This window comes from uncultured Polaribacter sp. (assembly GCF_947497695.1).
Taxonomy (GTDB): domain Bacteria; phylum Bacteroidota; class Bacteroidia; order Flavobacteriales; family Flavobacteriaceae; genus Polaribacter.
Window position 1 is genome coordinate 244,676 of sequence record NZ_CANMHM010000002.1, and the last position, 22,209, is coordinate 266,884.

Below are 22,209 nucleotides of genomic sequence, written 5' to 3' on the forward strand. Positions count from 1 at the left end.
CAAAAAAAATATGTGAAAAAATACTTTGAGAATGGTTCAATAAGAGAAGAAGGTTGGTTATTAAATCATAAAAAAAGTAATTATTGGCTAACATATCATCCAAATAACAAAATTGCTTCTAAAGGAAATTATAAAAAAGGATTCAAAGATGGTTTTTGGTATTTTTATAACGAAAATGGCAGCATAAAAAATAAAGGAACTTTTTTTAATGGGGCTAAAATTCTTTTTTGGGAAAATTATAATGAAGATGGTTTAAAAGTTTCGGAAGGAAATTATGTAAACAATTTAAAAAATGGTTTTTGGTATTTTTACCACTCTAATAAAAATGTTGCCGAAAAAGGATGGTTTAAAAATGGTTTAAAAACTAAAATTTGGCATGCTTTCCATAAAAATAAACAGCTAAAATTTAAAGAAAACTTTAAAAACAACAAACCTGTTGGGTTTTGGACTACTTTTTATAATAACGGAAAAAAAGAAAGTGAAGGAAATTATAATGAAGGTTTAAAGGTTAATTATTGGAAATTTTACTACAAAAATGGTGCTCTAAAAAAAGAAGGAACTTTTAAAGATAATTTAGAAACCAAATATTGGTATTTTTACGCCCAAAATTCATCCAAAGAAAAAGAAGGACATTTTAAAAAAGGATTAAAAAATGATTGGTGGTCTTTTTATAATGATAAAGGTTTTGTAAAACACAAATGCCAACTTAAAGATAATCAAAAAAATGGGTACTGCTTAATCTACCAAGAACAACAATTGATAAAAGCATCCAAATACAAAGAAGGTAAGAAATTAAAAGAATGGACAGACTTTTCTACTTTTAAAGATGAAAACAGTCTCAATGATTTAAGATGATACAACCAATTATTAAAGTTATTATCCCTGCTTATAATGAGCAAGATTCCATAGCAAATGTTATTAATGACATTCCTAAAATTGTTACTGAAATTATTGTAATCAGTAACAATTCTTCAGATAATACAGTAATCAATGCAAAAAATGCAGGAGCTTCTGTTTTATCAGAAAACAGAAAAGGTTATGGTTACGCATGTTTAAAAGGCATGGATTACATCAGTAAGCAAAAAATAAAACCAGATATTATTGTTTTTTTAGATGGCGATTATTCTGATTACCCAGAACAACTTACAGAAATTATTGACCCAATTATAAACAATAATATAGATTTTGTCATTGGTGCTCGTGTTAAAGAATTAAGAGAAAATGGTGCGATGACACCACAACAAATTTTTGGTAATTGGCTGGCAACTTTTTTAATGAAACTGTTTTTTGGAGCAAAATTTACGGATTTAGGACCTTTTAGAGCAATAAAATACAATAAGTTATTAGCTTTAAATATGGAAGACAAAACCTATGGTTGGACTGTTGAAATGCAGCTAAAAGCGTTAAAACAAAAATTAAGTTATACAGAAATACCTATGAAATATAGAAATAGAATAGGTGTATCAAAAGTTTCTGGTACAGTAAAAGGTAGTATCTTTGCTGGTGTTAAAATATTAGGTTGGATTTTTAAATACAGTTTCAAATAATGGTTTTAGAGTACATTGTCATTTTTATTTATTCAATTTCGCTATTGCTTATTTTTATGTATGCATTGGCACAATTAAACTTACTTTTTAACTACATAAAAGCTAATAAAAAAGTAAATAATTCAGAAAAATTTGATTTTTCTAATTCAATAGAAATTCCTTTTGTAACCATACAACTCCCTGTTTATAATGAATTGTATGTTATGGAACGTCTGTTAAAAAACATTGCAAAACTAGAATATCCAAGGGAAAAATTAGAAATTCAGGTTTTAGATGATTCTACTGATGAATCTGTTGAAATGACTGCTCAACTAATTCAAGAAATTAAAAATCAAGGAATAGATATTCAACATATTAGAAGAACTAATAGGCAAGGTTTTAAAGCAGGTGCTTTAAAAGAAGGATTAAAAATTGCAAAAGGAGAATTTATTGCCATTTTTGATGCCGATTTTTTACCAAAATCAGATTGGTTGTATAAAACAGTTCCTTATTTTAAGGATCCTAAAATTGGGGTTGTACAAACAAGATGGGGACATATCAATAGAAATTACTCTACACTTACCAAAATACAAGCTTTTGCTTTAGATGCCCATTTTACGCTAGAACAAGTAGGCAGAAATAGTAAAGGTCATTTTATAAACTTTAATGGTACTGCAGGTTTATGGAGAAAAGAATGTATTTATGATGCAGGAAATTGGGAAGGAGATACATTAACAGAAGATTTAGACTTAAGCTATAGAGCTCAATTAAAAAATTGGAAATTTAAATATTTAGTAGATGTTGAAACTCCAGCAGAATTACCTGTAATAATTAGTGCAGCAAGATCACAACAATTTCGATGGAATAAAGGTGGTGCAGAAAATTTTCAGAAAATGATGAAACGGGTTATTACTAGCAAAAACGTTTCCTTTAAAACAAAAGTTCATAGTTTATTACATTTATTAAACAGCTCTATGTTTACCTGTATTTTCTTGGTTGCAGTTTTAAGCATACCAATGTTATATATTAAAAACGAGTATACCCATTTAAAATATTATTTTTATGTAATGAGCTTTTTTGTAATTAGTTCATTGATATTTTTTGTTTGTTATTGGCACATGTTTAAAAGTATTTATGGTGGTGGTTTTGTAAAATTTATTAAATATATTGGCTCATTTTTCACATTCTTTTCTATTGCCATGGGATTTTCTTTACACAATACAATTGCAGTGTTAGAAGGTCATTTTGGTAAAAAAAGTGAGTTTATTAGAACTCCAAAATTTAATATCGGTACTTTAAAAGATGGCTGGAAAACCAATAAATACATTAAAAAAAAGCCATCTATTCATGTAGTTTTAGAGGGTATATTGGCTATTTATTTTGTTTTTGGAATGTACAGTGCTTTTATTGTTGGAAACCAAGGAGGTGATTTTGGTTTATTTCCATTTCATTTAATGCTATTTATTGGTTTTAGTTACGTGTTTTTTAAATCTATATTTTCTAAAGCCTAGTGTCTTTTTTTTCAAAATATAAAAATGTATTGCTCCTATTAATTAGCAGTATTCTTTATTTTATTTTCGCCTATTTTTTAGAAAGAACTGATTTTAACAAACTTCTGTTTTTATGGTTTTCTCTTTTTTGCTGTTTCTATTTTTTAATCAAAAGTAAAACCCTACAAATTTCAACTTTAATTGGTTTAGTGGTACTTTTTAGGTTAATATTCCTTTTTGCAATCCCCAATTTATCACAAGATTTTTATAGATTTATTTGGGATGGACGCATGCTTTTAGAAGGATTCAATCCTTATTTATCATTACCAAAAACCTTTATAGAACAAGGTAAACAACCTATTTTTGATGCTTACAATTTGTATGCAGGAATGGGGGAAATGAATGGGAGCCATTATACCAATTACCCACCAATAAACCAACTTTGTTTTTTAATTGCTGCTTTATTTGCAAGTAAAAGTCTTTTAGGATCTATCATTGTTTTAAGGTTGATTATTATTCTTGCTGATATTGGAATTCTTTATTTTGGTAAAAAAATATTAGAACGCATAAACTTGCCTGTAAAAAACATTTTTTTGTACGCTCTAAACCCCTTTATAATTATAGAAATGACAGGCAATTTACATTTTGAACCTGTGATGTTATTTTTCTTAGTCTTTAGTTTGTACAAATTACAGCAACAAAAATGGATTTGGGCAGCAATTTTATTAGCATGTTCTATATCTGTAAAATTAATTCCGTTGTTATTTTTGCCTTTGTTTTTTCAATGGTTTGTAAAAAATAAATCAGTAACAAAATGGATTCCTGCCTCTGTAGAAATGACAAAATTAATGGGTTTTTATAGCATTATTATAGCAACAACCATCCTCTTATTTCTTCCTTTTTATTCCTCTGAATTTATAGACAACTACACCAATTCTGTAGGTTTATGGTTTAGAAATTTTGAATTTAATGCCAGTTTCTATTATATTTTTAGAGAAATTGGCTATTTGTTTAGAGGTTATAATGAAATTGCAATTATTGGTAAAATAATGCCATTTTTAACAATTGTATTTTTAATTATTATTACTTTTTACAGAAAAAATAAATCAATGATTGAGTTGATAACAGCACTTTTATTTGGTTTATGTTTCTATTATTTTACAGCTACAACTGTGCATCCTTGGTACTTGGCAACCCCGTTAATTTTATGTGTATTTACAAAATATCGTTTTCCTATAATTTGGACCATTGTAATCATTTTCAGTTATCAAGCATATTCAAACATACCTTGGACAGAAAACCTATATTTTGTAGCTTTAGAATATACAATACTTTATGGTTTTATAATTTTTGAACTTCTAAAGAAACCTAAGAATTTTAATATCGAAAATAGTTAATTTACAATGCTATCTTATAGGATTTTTGTATTTTAGATTTTAATTTTCGAATGAATGATGAAAAGACTTACCATAAAAGACATTGCAAAGGAATTTGGTGTGTCTATTTCTACTGTTTCTAAGGCTCTTAATGACAGTTACGAAATTAGTGTAAGTACCAAAGCTAAAATTCAAAAATACGCGAAAGAAAAAAATTACAAGCCTAATTTTAATGCTTTAAGTTTAAAAAACAGGCAAACAAAAACAATTGGAATTATTATTCCTAACATGCTAAATTATTTTTTTGCACAAGTTTTTAACGGCGTAGAAAAAGTAGCAAATGATCGAGGTTATAAAATAATTTCATGTATTTCTAATGAGTCTTTTAAAAAAGAAGTTGAAACCATAGAAATGCTTTCTAACGGAAGTATAGATGGGTTTATTCTATCCCTCTCAGAAGAAACTATTTCAAAAAATAATTTTACGCATTTTCAACAAGTATTAGATAATGGAACCCCTATTGTTATGTTTGATAGAGTTGCAGACAGTTTAAAATGCGATAAAGTTGTGACTGATAATTTTGACAGTGCTAGAAGTACTGTTGCTTATTTAGTAAAATCAGGACATAAAAATATTGCTTTTGTATCGACTATAAATAATTTAGAAATTGGAAGAAGAAGACAATTAGGGTATTTAAAAGGCTTAAAAGATCATCAAATTGAAGAACAAAAAAACCTAATTATCAATATTGATGATGATTATAAAAATTATGAAAAAATATTAGAACCAATTTTTAAAAATAACACAATTGATAGTGTAATTGCTACTGATGAATCTTCTGCAATTGCAGCTATGAAAATTGCAATAAAACTTGGTTATAAAATACCACAAAACTTTTCTGTAATTTCATTTTCTAACGGAATTTTAGCCAGACATTCTAGTCCAAGAATGACAACTGTTAGCCAACATGGAGAAATTATGGGAGCTACAGCTGCAGAAAGACTAATTAATAGACTTGAAGATAAATCTGATATTAAAAAAGAACCTGAAACCATTGTTGTTAAAACAGATTTAGTAGAAAGAAATTCTACCAAACGAATCCTATAATTCTTTATTTTTTTACACCTTATGAATTTATCTAAAGTTAAATTAGTAGTTTCTGATATGGATGGTACATTACTAAACTCTAAAGGAGAAGTAAGTAATTTATTCTTTACATTATTTGAAAAACTACAAAAACAAAACATTATTTTTTGTGCAGCAAGTGGAAGACAATACAACAGTATTGTACAGAAATTAGCCCCAATAAAAGATGATATTTTTGTAATTGCTGAAAATGGAGGGATTGCAAAAAAGAAGGATGAACTTTTAGTTTCTAGCCCAATATCCGCAGAAAAAATAAAGAAAATATTCCCTGTTTTAAAATCTATTAAAAACACAAACATAGTGTTGTGTGGTAAAAACGACGCTTTTATAGAATCTAAAAATCACGATTTCGTCAATATGTTTCAAGAATATTATAACAGCTATAAAATTGTTGAAAACCTTTCTGAAATTATAGATACTGAACAATTTCTAAAAATTGCAATCCACCATTCTATTTCATCTGAAGAGTTTATTTACCCAAAAATTAAGGTTTTTGAAAACGAAATGCTTATCAAAGTTTCTGGTAAAAACTGGCTAGACATTTCAGAAGATCAAGCAAATAAAGGAAATGCGTTAAGAAAAGTCCAAAAAATATTAAATATCACAAAAGAAGAAACTCTGGTTTTTGGCGATTATCATAACGATATAGAGATGTTAAAAGAAGCAAAATATAGCTTTGCTATGAAAAATGCTCATAAAGATATTAAAGAAATTGCTAACTATGCTACAGAAAGTAATGACAACTATGGAGTAGAAAAAATACTAGCACATTTAGTAGAAAATAAGACTAACTTCTAATCATACTACTCCTCTACTAATAAATCTTGACCAATAGAAATTTGACTATTGCCTAAATTATTTAATGCTTTAATTCTTGCAACTGAAGTACCAAAAAGTCTTGCAATAGAATAAAGTGTATCTCCTTGCTTTACCTTATAATAATTAGCTACCACAGTTTTTGATGGTAATGTTTTAGAAGTACCTGCTCCTTTATCAAATTCATATAAACTGTACTTTTCAATTAGATTTATCAGTTTATTTGGGTAATTTTTATCTGAAGCATAACCTGCTTTTTTTAAACCTCTAGCCCAACTTTTATAATCTGTTATTTTGTAGTTGAATAAAAAAGCATATCTACTTCTATCAGTTAAAAATGCAGAATGATCTCTATAAGAACTCTTTACATACTTATATTTTCTAAAACATTCTCCTGCTGTATCATCATCATGATAAACACGATCTCCTTGCCATTGAGAATGACATTTTATTCCAAAATGATTATTTGATTTTGAGGCTAATTCACTTCTTCCATTTCCAGATTCTAAAATACCTTGGGCTAAAGTTATACTTGCAGGAATTCTACTTTTATGCATTTCACTTACAGCAATTGATGCATAATTTTTAATATACGCTAGTGTAACTCCGTTTAAATTAGGATTTTTGTTAGCTATCTTTTTAGTGATTTTAGTAACTTTTTTTTCTGAAGAAACCTTTTTATTAACTTGTTTAACTACTTGTTTGGGTTGTTTTTTTGGTTGTTTCTGAGTTACTTTTTGAACTACTTTTTCTGTTGAAGCTTTAACCGGTTTTTTCTTATTAAAAACAGCTTTCTTAGGCGAATTACAACTTGCTAAGAAACACAAACAGACATAAAATACAATTCTCAACTTCATAAACAATTAATTATTTCTTTATTTTTTTGTACTAATTTCTTATTTATTCCTTGTATTCCTTGAATACCTCCTGTATGAATCGCTAAAATTTTAGTCCCTTGCTCAAAAGTATCCTTTTTAATTAAATCTATAATTCCAAATAACATTTTTCCTGTATAAATGGGGTCTAGTAAAACACCTGTTTTAGCATTAAAATCATTAATAAAACCAATTAAAGCTTCATCATACTTTGCATAACCACCAAAATCATACCCTTTTTGAAGTTTCCAAGTTTTATCTTTGATAACATATTTTTTTATTTCTTCGGATAAAAAATTTCCTTTTAAAGCAGGGAAACCAAGCACATTTTGTTTCTTTTTCTTAGCTTTTATAATTCCTGCAATTGTTCCCCCTGTTCCTACTGATGAACAAATATAATCGAATTGTTTGTCTTCTTTTGTTAAAATTTCTTCACAACCTTCTACAGCCAAACCGTTGGTTCCTCCTTCAGGAATTAAATAGAAATCACCCCATTTATTTTTCATTTTTTCAATAAAACCAAATGAAGTTTTTTGACGGTATAATTCTCTTGAAACAAAATGAAACTTCATTCCGTTTTCATGAGCCTCTCTTAAAGTTGCGTTTTCTTCTAAAGTTTGTGTAATGTTTTTGCCTAATTCATCGCCTCTAATAATTCCAAAAGTTTTTAGTCCTACCATTTTTCCAGCTACAGCTGTTGCTACAATATGATTAGAATGTGCACCTCCAAAAGTAAGTACTGCATTCTTTTTCAATTTTTTAGCTTCTTGTAAATTGTATTTTAATTTTCTGAATTTATTACCAGAAACAAATGAGTGGATTAAATCTTCTCTTTTTATAAAAAGAGCTACTTTTTTTTCCTCTAATATAGGTAGAAAAATTTGTTGATTTTCAGTGATTACCTCACTGTCAAAAAAAGAATTAGTTGTATCAGTCAATCTTAAAAATTTAATGTTGCAAAAATAGTAGATAATAATTTGATAAAGAACAAAAGCTGCTTATAAAATAAAAAAATACAATAGTATTTATTGATTATACTGTTTTTAAATGTATTAATAAAAGAGAATCTTTAAGAAGGTAAAATGACAGATATTTAACTATATTATTAATTAATTTTCAAATAAGAAAAAAATAAAGTTAGATTATACTTTTATCCCAGTACATAAAACAGTTTAAACAAACCAAAACTTCTGCTAAACTAAAAACTAGCAACTTCTGCTTCTACAGTTTCCCAACGTTCCATTAAAGTATCTACTTTAGCTTTTTTAGCTTTGTATTTTTCAAAGAAATTAGGTCTAGTAGAAACTTCATCATAGTTATTTGCTAATTCTAAATCTATTTTAGCAATTTCAGTTTCTAAATCTGCAATTTCAGTTTCAATGTTAGAAAGTTTGTTTTTTAATTTCTTTAATTGTTTTTCTTGCTCTCTAGATAATTGTTGTGCCTCTTTTTTATCTGTAGGTTTATCAACCTTAACCACTGTTCTTTTTTCTGCTTCTCTCAGGTTTTCAAGCTGATGTTGCTCTAAAAAATAGTCAATATCACCTAAATATTCTTTAATAACTTTATCTTTAAAACCATAAACAGTATTGGTTAATCCTTGTAAAAAGTCTCTATCGTGAGAAACTACAATTAAAGTTCCATTAAAATTGTTTAGAGCTTCTTTTAAAACCGTTTTAGAGGCTATATCTAAGTGATTGGTTGGCTCATCCATTATTAATACATTAAAAGGTTGTAATAATAATTTACACAAAGCAAGTCTATTTCTTTCTCCTCCAGAAAGCACTTTGGCTTTTTTATCTACAGCATCGCCACCAAACAAGAAAGAACCTAACATATCTCTAACACGCATTCTGTTAGTATCTGTTGCAGCATCTTCCATAATTTCTAACACTGTTTTTTCTGGGGGTAATTCTTCAGATTGGTTTTGAGCAAAATAACCAACTTCTACATTATGCCCCAACTTTAAGTTTCCCTTAAAAGGAATTTCACCTACCATCATTTTTGCTAATGTAGATTTCCCTTGTCCGTTTTGACCTACAAAAGCAATTTTACTATTTCTTTCAATTAATAAATCTACATTTTCTAAAACATGCTTATCTCCATAACTTTTGCAAAGATTTTCTGCTTCTACAATAATTTTACCAGGTTCTTTAGAAATAGCAAAACGAACATTCATGGCTTGGTTATCATCTTGGTCAACCTCTATTAATTCAACTTTATCTAGTTGTTTCATTAAAGATTGTGCCATAGAAGCCTTACTTGCTTTGGCTTTAAACTTGTTTATTAAATGTTGTTTTTGTTTAATTTCTTTCTCTTGATTTTTCTGAGCCTGTAGTTGCTTTTCTTTAATTTCTCCTCTTAATAATAAAAACTGAGAATATGGTTTTTTGTAATCGTAAATCTGACCTAAAGAAATTTCAATAGTTCTATTGGTTACATTATCTAAAAACATTTTATCATGAGACACCAAAACAATAGCACCAGAATATCCTTTTAAAAAGTTTTCTAACCAAATAATAGATTCTATATCTAAATGATTTGTTGGCTCATCTAATAACAAAATATCATTATTCTGTAAAAGTAATTTTGCCAATTCTATACGCATTCTCCAACCTCCAGAAAAAGTATTTGTCAATTTATCAAAATCTTCTCTTTGAAAACCTAAACCTTGTAATATTTTCTCTGTATCTCCTTGATAATTGTAACCACCCAACAGTTCATAACGTTCAGTATTCTCTGTTAAATCAACAATTAAATCACTGTAACCATCACTTTCATAATCTGTTCTAGTTGCTAATTGTTCATTAATTTCATCAAGTTTTAACTCAATTTCTTTAATTTCTTCAAAGGCTTGGTAAGCTTCTTCTAAAATGGTTCTTCCTTCAACAAAATCAATATCTTGTCTTAAAAACCCCATTCTAATATCTTTATCAAAAGCCATTGTTCCTCCACTCGTTTCAATATCTTTAGAAAGCACTTTTAAAAGCGTAGATTTTCCTGCCCCATTTTTACCAATCAAACCAATTCTATCTCCTTTGTTTAGTTTGAATGTAATTCCTGAAAATAAATCAGTTCCCATAAAAGAAACTGTTAAATTATGTACGTTTAACATGTATTGTAATAATTGTTACTTAAGAAAAAAGTTTAAAACTCTATATTTGCAAAAGTATACAAATTTATAGTCTATTATGTTTAAAAAAGGAAGCAAATTGTATAGTATTTTAAGAGCTAAGTGTCCTAGATGCCATCAAGGGGAATTCTATGTCAGTAAATTTACATATAATCCTAATAAAGTAACTAAAATACATGATAATTGCGAATGTTGTAATTTAAAATACATGATGGAACCTTCTTTCTTTTATGGTGCTATGTATGTTAATTATGGTTTAACAGTAGCAATTTCAATTGTTACATTTTTAATTGCTACACTTATTTTTAATGCATCACTTTTACAGTCTTTTGCAGCAATTATAATTGCCTTGGTAGTATTAGTTCCCTTTAACTTACGTTTGGCAAGAATAATTTGGATAAATATGTTTGTGAGTTATGACAAAGATGCTGTAAAAAAAGTAAAATAATAGGTATTTGGGCGTTTAAACAGGCTTTCACTACTCGCTTTTTCTTCGTGCTGATAAAAATCAGCACGAAGAAAAGAGCTCAAACAGACCGTTCAATCCTTAACGCATATTGAAAACTCCAAAATACAGTTCTTGTAATTTAGAAAATTTCTTAAAGCTATTCCTTCTTTATACTTTTCTCATAAAGATGTTTAAAACGAATAATATCTATTTCTTCATCTAAAGGTGCTTCATTGTACAAATAATTAAACAAATTCTTAGCAACAGTTGGTGCAATCATAACTCCACGAGTTCCTAAACCATTCAAAACAATTAAATTATCATATAATGGATGTATACCAACCAAAGGTCTTCTGCCAGAAACAGTAGGTCTTATACCAGCTGTTTGATCTACAATAGTATAAGGCACATCAATCACCTTTTTTAGTTTATCTACCAATTCTTGTTTTCCTTCTTCAGAAGGTTTAGAGGTTTTATCAGTCCAATTAAAAGTAGCCCCCACTTTATAGTTGTTATCTCCAATAGGTAAGACAAAAAGAGTCGATTTTAATAAAAAATCGATATTCAATTCAGGTGCATGAATTGTTATCAACTCTCCTTTTGCTTCATTTAAAGGCAAATAATTAAAATATGGATTTTGTTTAACACCAAAACCTTCACAAAAAACAATTTTAGAAGCATTAATGTCTTTATAAGTCAATATTTCTTCTTCAATTTTAAGTACATCATAATTAAACTTCTCAAAACGTATTATTTTTTTTGCGTTTAAATAAGCTATATACTCTTTTATTAGTTTTGCAGTGTCAACTCTACCAGCTTCATTTACATTTCCAAAACTAAAGTCTGCAACAACTCCATTATAAGAATTCTCATCTAATTTAGGATCTAAATAATCAACTAACCTTGGTTTATCTAGAGCACTGAACCAATTATTCTGATCTTCTATTGATTTAAAAGCTTTTTTAATAATAAATTTTTCATCAACAATTATATTTAACTTCTCTTCAATTTTATTGTAAAAAGGAATTGCAATTTCTAATTGTTCTTTAGCATTCCAAACTGGTGTAAATCGCTTTAAGATAACTGGGTTATATACACCTCCTGCAACTAATGATGATGTTTGGGAAGCATCCTCAAACACTAAAAATGTTTTGTTTGCAGCTATTAACTCCTCAGCAAAAGCCAAACCAGCTAAACCTAAACCAACTATAATATAATCTACTTTCATGGTATAAAAATACGCGTTTTTGTTATTTCTTTTTTAAACTAAAATTGATACTTAAAAAATTTACTAAATTTATTCTTAGTAATAGCTACTCAAAAAATTGAAATTGATAATACAAAAAGGTTCTTGTATCAAAATAGCATCAAAAAAAAACGTTCCAAAAGTTTGGAACGTTTTAAATATTATAAAATGCGAATAATTAATAATTCCACATATCCATTTCTCTATTTCTTATGTCTTCTTTAATCTTATCAGCTTCTAGTAGTTGGAATAAAGCACTACCTCTCACATAATCTTTAATACCTCTGTTACCATACATATTTTCTTCTTTTACAATTGTACCACTAAATCTTCTTGCATTTAATAAGTGGTCAAAAGAAATTGGATGAGAAGCGTTTTTTGGGTTAAATATTTTAACATCATGCAATACTTCTCTTGCAGAAGGAAAAAACACCCAAAATAATTCGTATAAATTTTGATCTTCAATGTCTTCAAGTCCAAGAGTTTGTACATCTTTTCCCATGGGTGCTAAAGCCAACAATCTGTATTTTAATTCAGCTTGTCTTTTATCAAAATACCAAACACCTTTTATCATATAACCACCAATATCAGCAGACTGTAAGGTATAAGTATCAGAATACCCATCTTCTGTTCTTACATTTACCAAACGATCATTAATTTCTTCTTTTGTAATTTTTGTATTAAAAAAGGAATCTGTGTATGCTTCAGTAATTTTACCTTGTCTAATTCCTTTTACAAGGGTATCAAACAAAGATCTTCTGTATGTAGATATATTTGTAGTATCAATTGGATAATAATAAGGTAAATTTATTTTTTGATTCAAATCTACAAACTCCCAAACTACTTTAGACCACAATATATCTCTATCATCAATATATCCATAAGGTAAAGGGCCATCATTATCAGTAATTAATGTTTCCTTATTTTTCACTCCTATTTGAGCAATCTTTTTTGCGTTCAATAGATTTGCTTGCGCATTTATTGAACCACTTATCATCAAAACGAAAAATAGTAATAAACAATTTTTAAACATATTTTATTCTTTTAATTCTAGTTTGTTAATTCAATATTAACTGGTAAAACTTTTTTAAGGTTAAAACCATTAGCTGATGCTTTAATATCGTAAATATTAATTTGGTCTCCTCTTCTAGCTTTACCTAAAACTCTTTTAGCAGCATCACTTAAACGAGTTCCATTAACAATTATAGTTAATTGGCCAGGCACTTTAATTTTAAAACTCTGTACATTAATTTGTAAATCAAATTCAAAATCAGGTAAACCTGCACTAATAGGTGAATTAAGTAATCCTGATCTTGGCATTCTAACAGTACCATATTTACCTCTAACAGAACCCATTGCTGCAGGAATGTCTTTAATTCTAAAAGTACTACTAGAGTTTACTGTATTACCACTACTTAAAGTAGCACTTACATTAATATTTACAGTATTACCAGAGGAAGGTCTAATTGTATATTTACCTCCACTACCAGATAAACTACCACCTGTTGCAGAAACTCTAATATTATTATCACTTACTCCAGGTAAAGAAACAGAAATAGGGTTACTTAAACCTCTATATACTACATTCATTTTATCAGCAGAAACAACAGCTGCACTAGGTTCAGCTATAACAGAATATTTACTATTAAACTCAACAGGAACGTCTTCTCCATTTTCCTTGAAAAATATAGTTCCTTTAATTGTTTTTTCTCCTACGTTACCTGCAGGCATATTTAAAACTACTTGTCCGTCTTTAACTAAACTTGTAGCATCTCTACCATTTAAAATCACTTTATTGGGCACTAAAGTTGCGTCATAACGTCCTAAAACTACTTGACCTTTAACTTTTTCTCCTGCAAAATAAGCAGACTTATCTAAACTAACAATTCCTTTATAATTATTTAGAGACAACGCCTCCTCTAATTTACCACCCAACAGGTTAGATATTATATCACTTTCTGTGTTTTTAATATCAGCTTGCATTTGGGTTATATTAGCTAAAGAAGCCACCAAAGGAAAACCTTTATATCGATATTCTAACCAAGGGATTTTTTTATCATCTCTGTTTGTTTGTGCTTTTGTAGAGAATCTTTTATCTAATACAGAAGAAAACTTATTTCCATTTCCTAAAACTGCATTAACATCTGTTCTGTATCCATTAATTTTAGCTAAGAACTCATTACCTTCTTTAGTAAATTTATCACCTTTAAAGAAATATTCATCTAAAAAAGCAGTTTTATCCATTGACTCATAATCTTTTTTATCTACAATATCAGCTGTCATTTTAGATTTTAATTCTTCTAAATACTGATAAAAATCTGCCGAATATTGTTTTATTTTATCAGCTTTTAGTTTTAATGGTCCAAATTTTGCTGCTTGTTCAGAAGCTTTTGTTGCTAAATTAGCATAAGCTTCATTGTTTTTGGCCGTTGTTGAAATATTATTCTCAGTCAATTTCTCATTCATAAAACCAAAAGAAGATAAAACTTCTTTACTCATATTCATTGCTAACATTGCAATAAATACAAGATACATAAGATTTATCATTTTCTGTCTTGCGGACATTTTACCTCCTGCCATTCTAATTAATTTCTTTTAAGTTAATATTCTATTTATTTAACTATTGATTATTTAGACATTGCAGAAAGCATACCTCCATAAACGCTATTTAAAGAAGATAAATTTTGTGCTAAAGACTCCATTTGTTCTTTTAATTTTTCTGTATTTTCTACCACAGCTCCATTTAATTCAGATTGTACGCTTGCACTTTCTAATTGTACTTTATACAAATCATTTAATGTTTCCATTTGCGTTGCTGCCATAGCTACTTGCTCATTATATTTATTTGTATGTGAAACTGTCTCTGATGCAGCAGATAATCCTTCTGCAGCTCCTTGAAAATTTTTCATACTTGCACCTAAACTTGCCATTAAGTTAGAATCTATTTTGGCTTCTTTTAATAAATTATCTAGTTTTTGTGATAATAAACCTTGATCTCCCACTTCTGCTACTTCTATTTCTGAATCAGCTGCAACACCATCTATACCTAACTCAGGATATACTTTAGACCAATCTAAATCATCTTCTGGAGTGTCAAAAGCAGATATTGCAAAAACCAATGCTTCTACAACTAATCCTATTGTTAACATTAAACCACCTGTTAAAGGACCATAAGATATATGCTGAATCTTAAATAATGCACCAATAATAACTACTGCTGCTCCCATTCCATAAACAAAATTCATTCCTCTTTTATACGCTCTTGACTGTGCCATAATATATACTTCTCTATTATTTTATTTTAAACTAAATTATTTAATGTTGTCTGTACCAATATAATCTTGTACTGTTCTAAAACCGATGTAACTTCTTGCAGTATCTGCATATTCATAATCTCTAGAGTGAACTTCTAAAAAATACGCTACATCTTTCCAAGATCCACCACGTACAATTTTTCTTTTATTTTTTCGATCCTCAACATTGGGATTCATTGTAGAAGCCATATAATAAGAAGATAAATTGTAAGCTGTATTTGTCCATTCAGAAACGTTACCTGCCATGTTATACAAACCATAATCGTTTGCATTGTAAGACTTTGCCTCTACTGTATATAATGAACCATCTACAGCATAATTACCCCTTACTGGTTTAAAGTTTGCTAAGAAACAACCTCTATCACTTGTAGTACCTCCTGTACCCCAAGGATATGTTGCAAATTCTAAACCACCTCTTGCTGCATATTCCCATTCAGCTTCTATAGGCAATCTAAAATCTGGTACTGTAATATTATTAGGTCTGTTATTTAAGTAGTCATTTTTAATTTTTGTTCTCCAATCACAGAAAGCAGTTGCTTGTCCCCAAGAAACCCCTACAACAGGATAATCTCCATAAGATTGATGAAAAAAGTAATCTTGATGCATTGGGTCATTGTATGCATAATTAAAATCTTTTACCCAAACAGTTGTATCTGGATATATGTTTAAAACTTCTGTTGTTACAAATTTTTTCCTATCTCCTCCTTTTCTAGCAGCATTATCTCTATCAAACCAAATGTACTTATATTTTAATTTTTTGGTATTAAATCTTCTAACTCCATCAGCTGCGTCTCTTTTGCTAATAAATACAGAATCCATAACTTCTACATAATCCATATCAGGAAAATCATTTGTATCCCAAACAAGTTCTTCCTCCCAATTTAATGGCTGTATAGTATCAAAGCTGTAATAATTTTCATACATATACTTTTGATAAGGGGTTGCTTTATCAATTGTATCTTTAAATTTATATTTTTGAATCCCTTGTTTTGATGCTCTTCCTTTTGGATCAGGGGTTGCTCCAAAACTTGCAAATTCTGCTTGGTAAGCTAATCTTGTTCTAACAATTGAATCTCTTACCCAATAAACAAACTTTTTATATTCATTGTTTGTTATTTCTGTTTCATCCATATAATATGGCCTTACTGTAACAGTTTTGGTTGGAGCATTCATAGTACCAATTACATCTTGATCTTGCTTACCCATAGTAAAAGAACCTCCTGGTATTAAAACCATACCAAAAGGAGTTTCTGAAAACCATCTTTTATTTGACTGAACACCAACCAACTCGCCTCGCTCGTTAGAGCCACAACTGTAAAAAACTACCATTAAAAGTGCAAATATTGCTGCTTTCTTCATATTTAAAAAGTCTTTACTAAATAGTTCGTAAACCTATTATTTTTTTTGCTAAAATACAATTTTAAGATTGTATTTTTAACGTTATTTTGTTCTAAAATTTTTATTGTACTAATTTACTCATCGCTTTAAACCATTTTTCGGGAATAATTTGCTTTGTTGCATCCATATAATCACTATAAGTACATGGTATTAACGCATGTCTTTTATATTTATTATCTGATAAAATTTTTATTCCTATCCACCATCTTCCAGATTTATTGCTTTTATAAAATATCAGAGGATCATCATCATCTAACAAAACCGTAAATTTCTGATAATTTTCCTTTCCTGAAAACGGATAGTCTTTTACTCTAAAGTTAACACCCTCAATAAAATACCAAATCATTTGAGCTATTAAATGTGCTGTTTTATTGTTTGTATCTAACCTAGCATTGTACTCATATACACCAAAAGAAGATACTTTATCACTAATACCTGCATACCTAGAAATTGCACAAATTTCTTCACCATAAAAACCATTTGGAGAGGCATTATTGTTGGCTGGTGCTTCACTTTGCCTAATAGCACCTATATCTATAGATACAATATCTGCATTTCTAAAAACGGGTTCAATTTCTTCTAATTGCTTTGCTTTACCTAGCCTGTAAGCATCAAAAAACAAATTATCTAGTAATTGAATTTCTTCTTGTGAATTAAAATAAGTTTGATAACCAACATTGCTGTAATTAAATAAATTGTTGGGTTGCTGCATAATTATTTTACTTAAATATGACTCTGAGGTTAACTCATCATCTAAATTACCCAAATCAAAACGACTATCTACAGCAGCAATATTTACAGTCTGCTCTAAAGCATCATAAGCCCTATAATTAACATAAGTAAGATCTTGCCCTCCACCAATAATAATAGGAATGATATTTTTCTTTAATAAATCAGTTATAATTTCTGAAACAGCAAAATAGGTATCTGTAACTGAGTTTCCTTTTAACACATTTCCTAAATCGGCAATATTTGTATTCCAATCTCCAGGAAACAACTCATATAATTTTTCTCTAACAAAATGTAAACCCTCACCACAACCATAGTTATTGGCTGAATTTCTATCTTCTTGAACTCCTAAAATTGCGATTTGAACATTTTCTAAGTCAGGAAAACCTTCATGCTCTGTATGAATAGTGATTTTTTTACCCAAGCACAAGTCAGACTGCAACTCTAAATGAGTTACAACTGAATTTTTTATAGGGGTTAAAAAATCTTGGTTCATTAATTTTATTGTGATAAAGGATGCAATATAATAAATCCTTACTTCTTTTTTGTAGTTTTTTTGGCAGTAGTTTTCTTTTTTGTAGTTTTTTTCTTTGGGGTTTTAGCCTCAATCAACTTGATAGCCTCGTTTTTAGTCATTTTTTCAATCTCAGTAGTTTTTGGCAATTCTACCTTAATTTTACCTTTTAAAACATTAAAACGTCCCCATCTTGCTTTTTCTACACGAATACCAACATCTTCCCAGTTATGAATAACTTTATCAATTTCTTTCTGTTTTTTTATTTCTATTAACTCAATAATATCGTCATCAGAAAGATTATCAAAATCATATTTTTTATTTACATTAATAAAAATAGAATTCCATTTTATAAAAGGCCCAAAACGCCCCACACCTTTTTGCACAGGTAAATCTTCGTAATAATAAATTGGGGCATCTGCTTTTTGTTTTGCAACAATTAACTCTATTGCTCTTGGCAAATCTACTTCCATCGGGTTTTCTCCTTTATCCAAAGAAACAAACATAGTTCCAAAACGAATATAAGGGCCATAACGACCGTTTGAAACAATCACCTCTTCATCTTCATAGCCACCCAAAGTTTTTGGAAGCAAGAACAAGTCTAAAGCTTCTTCAATTGTAATAGTCCCTAAATTTTGATCTTTATTTAGGCTTGCAAATACTTTTTCTTCATCTTCTGGTGCTCCTATTTGTGCAATTGGCCCAAATTTACCCAAACGCACTAAAACTGTTTTCCCTGTTTCAGGATGTTTCCCTAAAATACGTTCTCCACTTTCTCTTTCTGCATTTTCTTTAACATCTTCTACAGTTTCATGAAATTTTGAATAAAATCCTTTAATCATTTCTATCCAATCCTCATCTCCTTCAGAAATATCATCAAAAGAACTTTCTACTTTTGCTGTAAAACCAAAATCTAAAACATTAGAAAAATTGGCTACTAGAAAATCGTTTACAATATTCCCTATATCAGTAGGGATTAATTTATTTTTATTTGAACCTGTTTTTTCTGTTAGCATTTGGCTTTTAACTACTCCTGCTGCCAAAATCATTTGCTCATACTCTCTTTCTAAGCCTTCATCATCTCCTTTTTCTACATATCCTCTTCTTTGTACTGTAGAAATTGTTGGTGCATAAGTAGATGGACGCCCAATACCTAATTCTTCTAATTGTTTTACTAAAGATGCTTCTGTAAAACGGTAAGGAGGACTTGTAAAACGCTGTGTTGCATTGATAAATTTGTACTCTAAAGCCTCGCCAACTTTTAAATTCGGCAACATACCTGCTTGCTCCTCTTCATCATCATCTTTTCCTTCTAAATATACTTTTAAAAAACCATCAAACTTTATCATCTCTCCATTAGCTGTAAAGATTTTAGAGTTTTCAGAATTTTCTATCTTAAAATTAGTCCTCTCTAATTGAGCATCACTCATTTGAGAAGCCAATGTTCTTTTCCAAATTAAATCATACAATCTAGTCTGATCATATTCTGTATCTACAGCATGCATTTTCATATTTGTAGGTCTAATTGCCTCATGAGCTTCTTGAGCTCCTTTTGCTTTCGATTTAAATACACGTTGCTTACTGTATTCTTTTCCGTAATAATTTATTATTTCTTCTTCAGCTGCGTTTCTTGCATCTACAGATAAATTTACACTATCTGTTCTCATATACGTAATTAAACCTGCTTCATACAAACGCTGTGCTACTTGCATTGTTTTTGCCACAGGAAAACCTAACTTCCTAGACGCTTCTTGTTGTAAAGTTGATGTTGTAAATGGTGCTGCAGGAGATTTTTTTGCTGGTTTTTTAGTTAATTCAGCTATAGAAAAATCTGCATTTGCACATGACTTTAAAAATGTTTCTGCAGTTTTTTTAGAATCGAAATTCTTTGGAATTGTTGCTTTAAACTTTTTACCTTCATTATTAGAAAACTCTGCAATAACCTTATAATGAGTTTCTGTTTTAAACTCTTGTATACTTCTTTCTTTTTCAACAATTAAACGTACTGCAACAGACTGCACTCTCCCAGCAGACAAGCCTCCTTTAACTTTACGCCATAAAACTGGCGATAATTCATATCCAACAAGCCTATCTAAAACTCTACGTGCTTGTTGTGCATTTACCATATTATAGTCTATGTCTCTAGGATTTTCGACTGCTTTTAAAATGGCATTTTTTGTAATTTCATGAAAAACAATACGTTTTGTATTATCATCTATTAAACCTAATTGCTCTTTTAAGTGCCAAGCAATTGCCTCTCCTTCTCGATCCTCATCACTTGCTAACCAAACAGTATCTGCTTTTTTTGCTAATGCTTTTAACTTTTTTACAACTGGTTTTTTATCATCTGAAATAATATATTTTGGAGAGAAATCTCCATCAACATCTATTCCTAACTCTTTGGATGGCAAATCTGCAATGTGACCATAACTAGACTCTACTTGAAAATCTTTTCCAAGAAATTTCTCTATGGTTTTTGCTTTTGCTGGTGACTCTACAATTACTAAGTTCTTTGCCATATTTCTTTCTTTTGTCGTAATTAACACAAAACAAGGTTCGTGTTTAGAAATGCAAAAGTAGTCAGTTTTTTGTGAAAAAAAATTATTTAATCAAATTTCAGTAAATAATTAACAAAATTGAATTGTATTTTTCTGCCAATTTGTCACAGAAATTCAAATTTGGTTGTATCTTTGTGCTGCTTTAGTTGATAAATTGAGAGATGGAACACTTAGAAAAAATCATAGACGATAAAATACAAGGAAAAGCCCTTGTTACAGAGAATAAAAAAGACAATACTAAAAAATTATTCATAGAAAGCTATGGCTGCCAAATGAATATGAATGATAGCGAAATTGTTGCTGCAATCTTAGACAAAGAAGGTTACAACACCACCCAAATTTTAGAAGAAGCAGATTTGGTATTGGTAAACACTTGTTCTATTAGAGAAAAAGCAGAAACAACAGTTCGTAAACGTTTACAGAAATACAACCGCGTAAAACAGGAGTCTAACAAAAACATGAAAGTTGGTGTATTGGGCTGTATGGCAGAACGTTTAAAAGAGAAATTTTTAGAAGAAGAAAAAATAGTGGATTTAGTTGTAGGGCCAGATGCATACAAAGATTTACCCAATTTATTAGAAGAAGTGCATGAAGGTAGAGATGCCGTAAATGTAATTTTATCGAAAGATGAAACGTATGGAGATATTTCTCCTGTACGTTTAAATACCAATGGAGTTACAGCATTTGTTTCTATTACAAGAGGTTGTGACAATATGTGTACTTTTTGTGTGGTCCCCTTTACAAGAGGTAGAGAAAGAAGTAGAGATCCTAAAAGTATTTTAGAAGAAATACAATCTATGGTCGATAAAAACTATAAAGAAATTACGCTTTTAGGGCAAAATGTTGATAGCTATTTATGGTTTGGTGGTGGTTTAAAAAAAGATTTTAAAAAAGCTACTGAAATGCAAAAAGCAACAGCAATTGGTTTTGCAGAATTGCTAAATATGTGTGCTGAAAATTTTCCTAAAACCCGTTTTCGTTTTTCTACGTCTAACCCACAAGACATGCATTTAGACGTCATTCACGTTATGGCAAAACATAAAAATATATGCAAGTATTTACACCTACCTGTACAAAGTGGAAGTAACGCAATGTTAAAAGCCATGAACAGACAGCATACTCGTGAAGAATATATGGAATTGGTAGATAATATTTTTAAAATAGTACCAGAAATGTCTTTATCTCAAGATATGATTGTTGGTTTTTGTGGCGAAACAGAACAAGACCATAAAGATACTTTAGAATTAATGGAATATGTAAAATACGACTTTGGTTTTATGTTTTCGTATTCTGAAAGACCCGGAACTTTAGCAGGTAATAAAATGGAAGATGATGTGCCTTTTGAAGTAAAAAAACGCAGATTACAAGAAATTATAGATTTACAACAAGAACACGCTTTATACAGAACACAGCAACATTTAGGCAAAACAGAAGAATTTTTAATTGAAGGCACTTCTAAGAAAAACCCAAATGAATGGAAAGGTAGAAATACACAAAATACAGTAGCTGTTTTTGCCAAAGGAGACTATAAATTAGGGGATTTTGTAATGGTAAAAGTAGAAGATTGTACTTCTGCAACCTTAAAAGGAACTGTTATTGGTTATTCTGATAATAATTAATATTTAGTAAAAAAGTTACAA

At 29.4% G+C, this 22,209-nt stretch carries 18 protein-coding genes; 8 read left to right on the plus strand and 10 right to left on the minus strand.

Translation table 11 applies throughout. The annotated features are described in order from the left end of the window. The first annotated feature begins 12 nt into the window (after positions 1-12). The 6 genes from Q0731_RS03355 to Q0731_RS03380 are packed head-to-tail and all read left to right on the plus strand — an operon-like array spanning position 13 to position 6,336. A complete protein-coding gene (locus tag Q0731_RS03355; protein ID WP_299059860.1) occupies positions 13-855 on the plus strand; it encodes a hypothetical protein in 843 nt (280 codons plus the stop codon). Further along, complete coding sequence (locus tag Q0731_RS03360) at positions 852-1,547, plus strand: glycosyltransferase family 2 protein (protein ID WP_299059863.1); 696 nt, start codon at positions 852-854, stop codon at positions 1,545-1,547. Before Q0731_RS03355 ends, Q0731_RS03360 begins: the two co-directional genes overlap by 4 nt. After that, positions 1,547-3,037, plus strand: coding sequence for a cellulose synthase family protein (locus Q0731_RS03365; protein WP_299059866.1), 1,491 nt, complete (start codon positions 1,547-1,549; stop codon positions 3,035-3,037). Before Q0731_RS03360 ends, Q0731_RS03365 begins: the two co-directional genes overlap by 1 nt. Beyond that, a complete protein-coding gene (locus Q0731_RS03370; protein ID WP_299059869.1) occupies positions 3,037-4,413 on the plus strand; it encodes a mannosyltransferase in 1,377 nt (458 codons plus the stop codon). Before Q0731_RS03365 ends, Q0731_RS03370 begins: the two co-directional genes overlap by 1 nt. 57 nt (positions 4,414-4,470) lie before the next feature. Continuing rightward, on the plus strand, positions 4,471-5,499 hold the full coding sequence (locus Q0731_RS03375) for a LacI family DNA-binding transcriptional regulator (RefSeq protein WP_299060365.1): 1,029 nt from the start codon (positions 4,471-4,473) through the stop codon (positions 5,497-5,499). 21 nt (positions 5,500-5,520) lie between these two features. Next, positions 5,521-6,336, plus strand: coding sequence for an HAD family hydrolase (locus tag Q0731_RS03380; protein ID WP_299059872.1), 816 nt, complete (start codon positions 5,521-5,523; stop codon positions 6,334-6,336). A 5-nt stretch (positions 6,337-6,341) separates the two neighbouring features. Here the strand turns inward: Q0731_RS03380 and Q0731_RS03385 are convergent, their stop codons facing one another. From Q0731_RS03385 to Q0731_RS03395, 3 genes are all read right to left on the minus strand, one after another. Continuing rightward, the gene (locus Q0731_RS03385; protein ID WP_299059875.1) at positions 6,342-7,211 is read right to left on the minus strand and encodes a glucosaminidase domain-containing protein; all 870 of its coding nucleotides are present in this window, start codon (positions 7,209-7,211) and stop codon (positions 6,342-6,344) included. Next, on the minus strand, positions 7,208-8,167 hold the full coding sequence (locus tag Q0731_RS03390; RefSeq protein ID WP_299059878.1) for a pyridoxal-phosphate dependent enzyme: 960 nt from the start codon (positions 8,165-8,167) through the stop codon (positions 7,208-7,210). Before Q0731_RS03390 ends, Q0731_RS03385 begins: the two co-directional genes overlap by 4 nt. Positions 8,168-8,427: 260 nt before the next feature. Further along, positions 8,428-10,344, minus strand: coding sequence for an ABC-F family ATP-binding cassette domain-containing protein (locus Q0731_RS03395; protein WP_299059880.1), 1,917 nt, complete (start codon positions 10,342-10,344; stop codon positions 8,428-8,430). Between the two features lie 76 nt (positions 10,345-10,420). Between Q0731_RS03395 and Q0731_RS03400 the strand changes: the two genes are divergently transcribed. Continuing rightward, entirely contained in the window at positions 10,421-10,810 is a 390-nt protein-coding gene (locus Q0731_RS03400; RefSeq protein ID WP_299059883.1) for a DUF983 domain-containing protein, read from the plus strand. Positions 10,811-10,967: 157 nt separating this feature from the next. Here Q0731_RS03400 and Q0731_RS03405 read toward each other — a convergent pair whose 3' ends face one another. The 7 genes from Q0731_RS03405 to topA all read right to left on the minus strand — a co-directional run bounded on the left by Q0731_RS03405 (position 10,968) and on the right by topA (position 20,530). Beyond that, positions 10,968-12,038, minus strand: coding sequence for an FAD-binding oxidoreductase (locus tag Q0731_RS03405; protein WP_299059886.1), 1,071 nt, complete (start codon positions 12,036-12,038; stop codon positions 10,968-10,970). A 196-nt stretch (positions 12,039-12,234) separates the two neighbouring features. Then, the gene (gene gldN / locus Q0731_RS03410) at positions 12,235-13,089 is read right to left on the minus strand and encodes a gliding motility protein GldN (RefSeq protein ID WP_299059889.1); all 855 of its coding nucleotides are present in this window, start codon (positions 13,087-13,089) and stop codon (positions 12,235-12,237) included. Between the two features lie 17 nt (positions 13,090-13,106). Beyond that, positions 13,107-14,636: a gliding motility protein GldM gene (gene gldM / locus Q0731_RS03415; protein WP_299059892.1), complete on the minus strand. Its 1,530-nt coding sequence runs from the start codon at positions 14,634-14,636 to the stop codon at positions 13,107-13,109. A 47-nt stretch (positions 14,637-14,683) separates the two neighbouring features. Then, positions 14,684-15,331 (minus strand): gliding motility protein GldL, encoded by a 648-nt coding sequence (gene gldL, locus Q0731_RS03420; protein WP_299059895.1) that lies wholly within the window; start codon positions 15,329-15,331, stop codon positions 14,684-14,686. Positions 15,332-15,367: 36 nt separating this feature from the next. Beyond that, positions 15,368-16,729 carry a gliding motility lipoprotein GldK gene (gene gldK / locus Q0731_RS03425; protein WP_299059898.1) on the minus strand — a complete coding sequence of 454 codons (1,362 nt, stop codon included), beginning with the start codon at positions 16,727-16,729 and terminating at the stop codon, positions 15,368-15,370. Positions 16,730-16,829: 100 nt separating this feature from the next. Beyond that, positions 16,830-17,993, minus strand: coding sequence for a formimidoylglutamase (locus Q0731_RS03430; RefSeq protein WP_299059901.1), 1,164 nt, complete (start codon positions 17,991-17,993; stop codon positions 16,830-16,832). A gap of 38 nt (positions 17,994-18,031) precedes the next feature. Beyond that, positions 18,032-20,530 (minus strand): type I DNA topoisomerase, encoded by a 2,499-nt coding sequence (topA, locus tag Q0731_RS03435; protein WP_299059904.1) that lies wholly within the window; start codon positions 20,528-20,530, stop codon positions 18,032-18,034. A gap of 200 nt (positions 20,531-20,730) precedes the next feature. On the opposite strand from topA, the gene miaB reads away from it, so the two are divergent. After that, on the plus strand, positions 20,731-22,188 hold the full coding sequence (gene miaB, locus Q0731_RS03440) for a tRNA (N6-isopentenyl adenosine(37)-C2)-methylthiotransferase MiaB (RefSeq protein ID WP_299059907.1): 1,458 nt from the start codon (positions 20,731-20,733) through the stop codon (positions 22,186-22,188). Positions 22,189-22,209 lie beyond the last annotated feature (21 nt).

What these genes read in the sequence shown, in the direction of transcription:
- Q0731_RS03385 (WP_299059875.1), bottom strand. Translation starts at nt 7,211, where the DNA reads ATGAAGTTGAGAATTGTATTTTATGTCTGTTTGTGTTTCTTAGCAAGT.
- topA (WP_299059904.1), bottom strand. Translation starts at nt 20,530, where the DNA reads ATGGCAAAGAACTTAGTAATTGTAGAGTCACCAGCAAAAGCAAAAACC.
- Q0731_RS03360 (WP_299059863.1), top strand. Translation starts at nt 852, where the DNA reads ATGATACAACCAATTATTAAAGTTATTATCCCTGCTTATAATGAGCAA.
- Q0731_RS03395 (WP_299059880.1), bottom strand. Translation starts at nt 10,344, where the DNA reads ATGTTAAACGTACATAATTTAACAGTTTCTTTTATGGGAACTGATTTA.
- Q0731_RS03375 (WP_299060365.1), top strand. Translation starts at nt 4,471, where the DNA reads ATGAAAAGACTTACCATAAAAGACATTGCAAAGGAATTTGGTGTGTCT.
- Q0731_RS03400 (WP_299059883.1), top strand. Translation starts at nt 10,421, where the DNA reads ATGTTTAAAAAAGGAAGCAAATTGTATAGTATTTTAAGAGCTAAGTGT.
- Q0731_RS03365 (WP_299059866.1), top strand. Translation starts at nt 1,547, where the DNA reads ATGGTTTTAGAGTACATTGTCATTTTTATTTATTCAATTTCGCTATTG.
- miaB (WP_299059907.1), top strand. Translation starts at nt 20,731, where the DNA reads ATGGAACACTTAGAAAAAATCATAGACGATAAAATACAAGGAAAAGCC.
- Q0731_RS03405 (WP_299059886.1), bottom strand. Translation starts at nt 12,038, where the DNA reads ATGAAAGTAGATTATATTATAGTTGGTTTAGGTTTAGCTGGTTTGGCT.
- gldK (WP_299059898.1), bottom strand. Translation starts at nt 16,729, where the DNA reads ATGAAGAAAGCAGCAATATTTGCACTTTTAATGGTAGTTTTTTACAGT.
- gldL (WP_299059895.1), bottom strand. Translation starts at nt 15,331, where the DNA reads ATGGCACAGTCAAGAGCGTATAAAAGAGGAATGAATTTTGTTTATGGA.
- Q0731_RS03430 (WP_299059901.1), bottom strand. Translation starts at nt 17,993, where the DNA reads ATGAACCAAGATTTTTTAACCCCTATAAAAAATTCAGTTGTAACTCAT.
- Q0731_RS03380 (WP_299059872.1), top strand. Translation starts at nt 5,521, where the DNA reads ATGAATTTATCTAAAGTTAAATTAGTAGTTTCTGATATGGATGGTACA.
- gldM (WP_299059892.1), bottom strand. Translation starts at nt 14,636, where the DNA reads ATGGCAGGAGGTAAAATGTCCGCAAGACAGAAAATGATAAATCTTATG.
- gldN (WP_299059889.1), bottom strand. Translation starts at nt 13,089, where the DNA reads ATGTTTAAAAATTGTTTATTACTATTTTTCGTTTTGATGATAAGTGGT.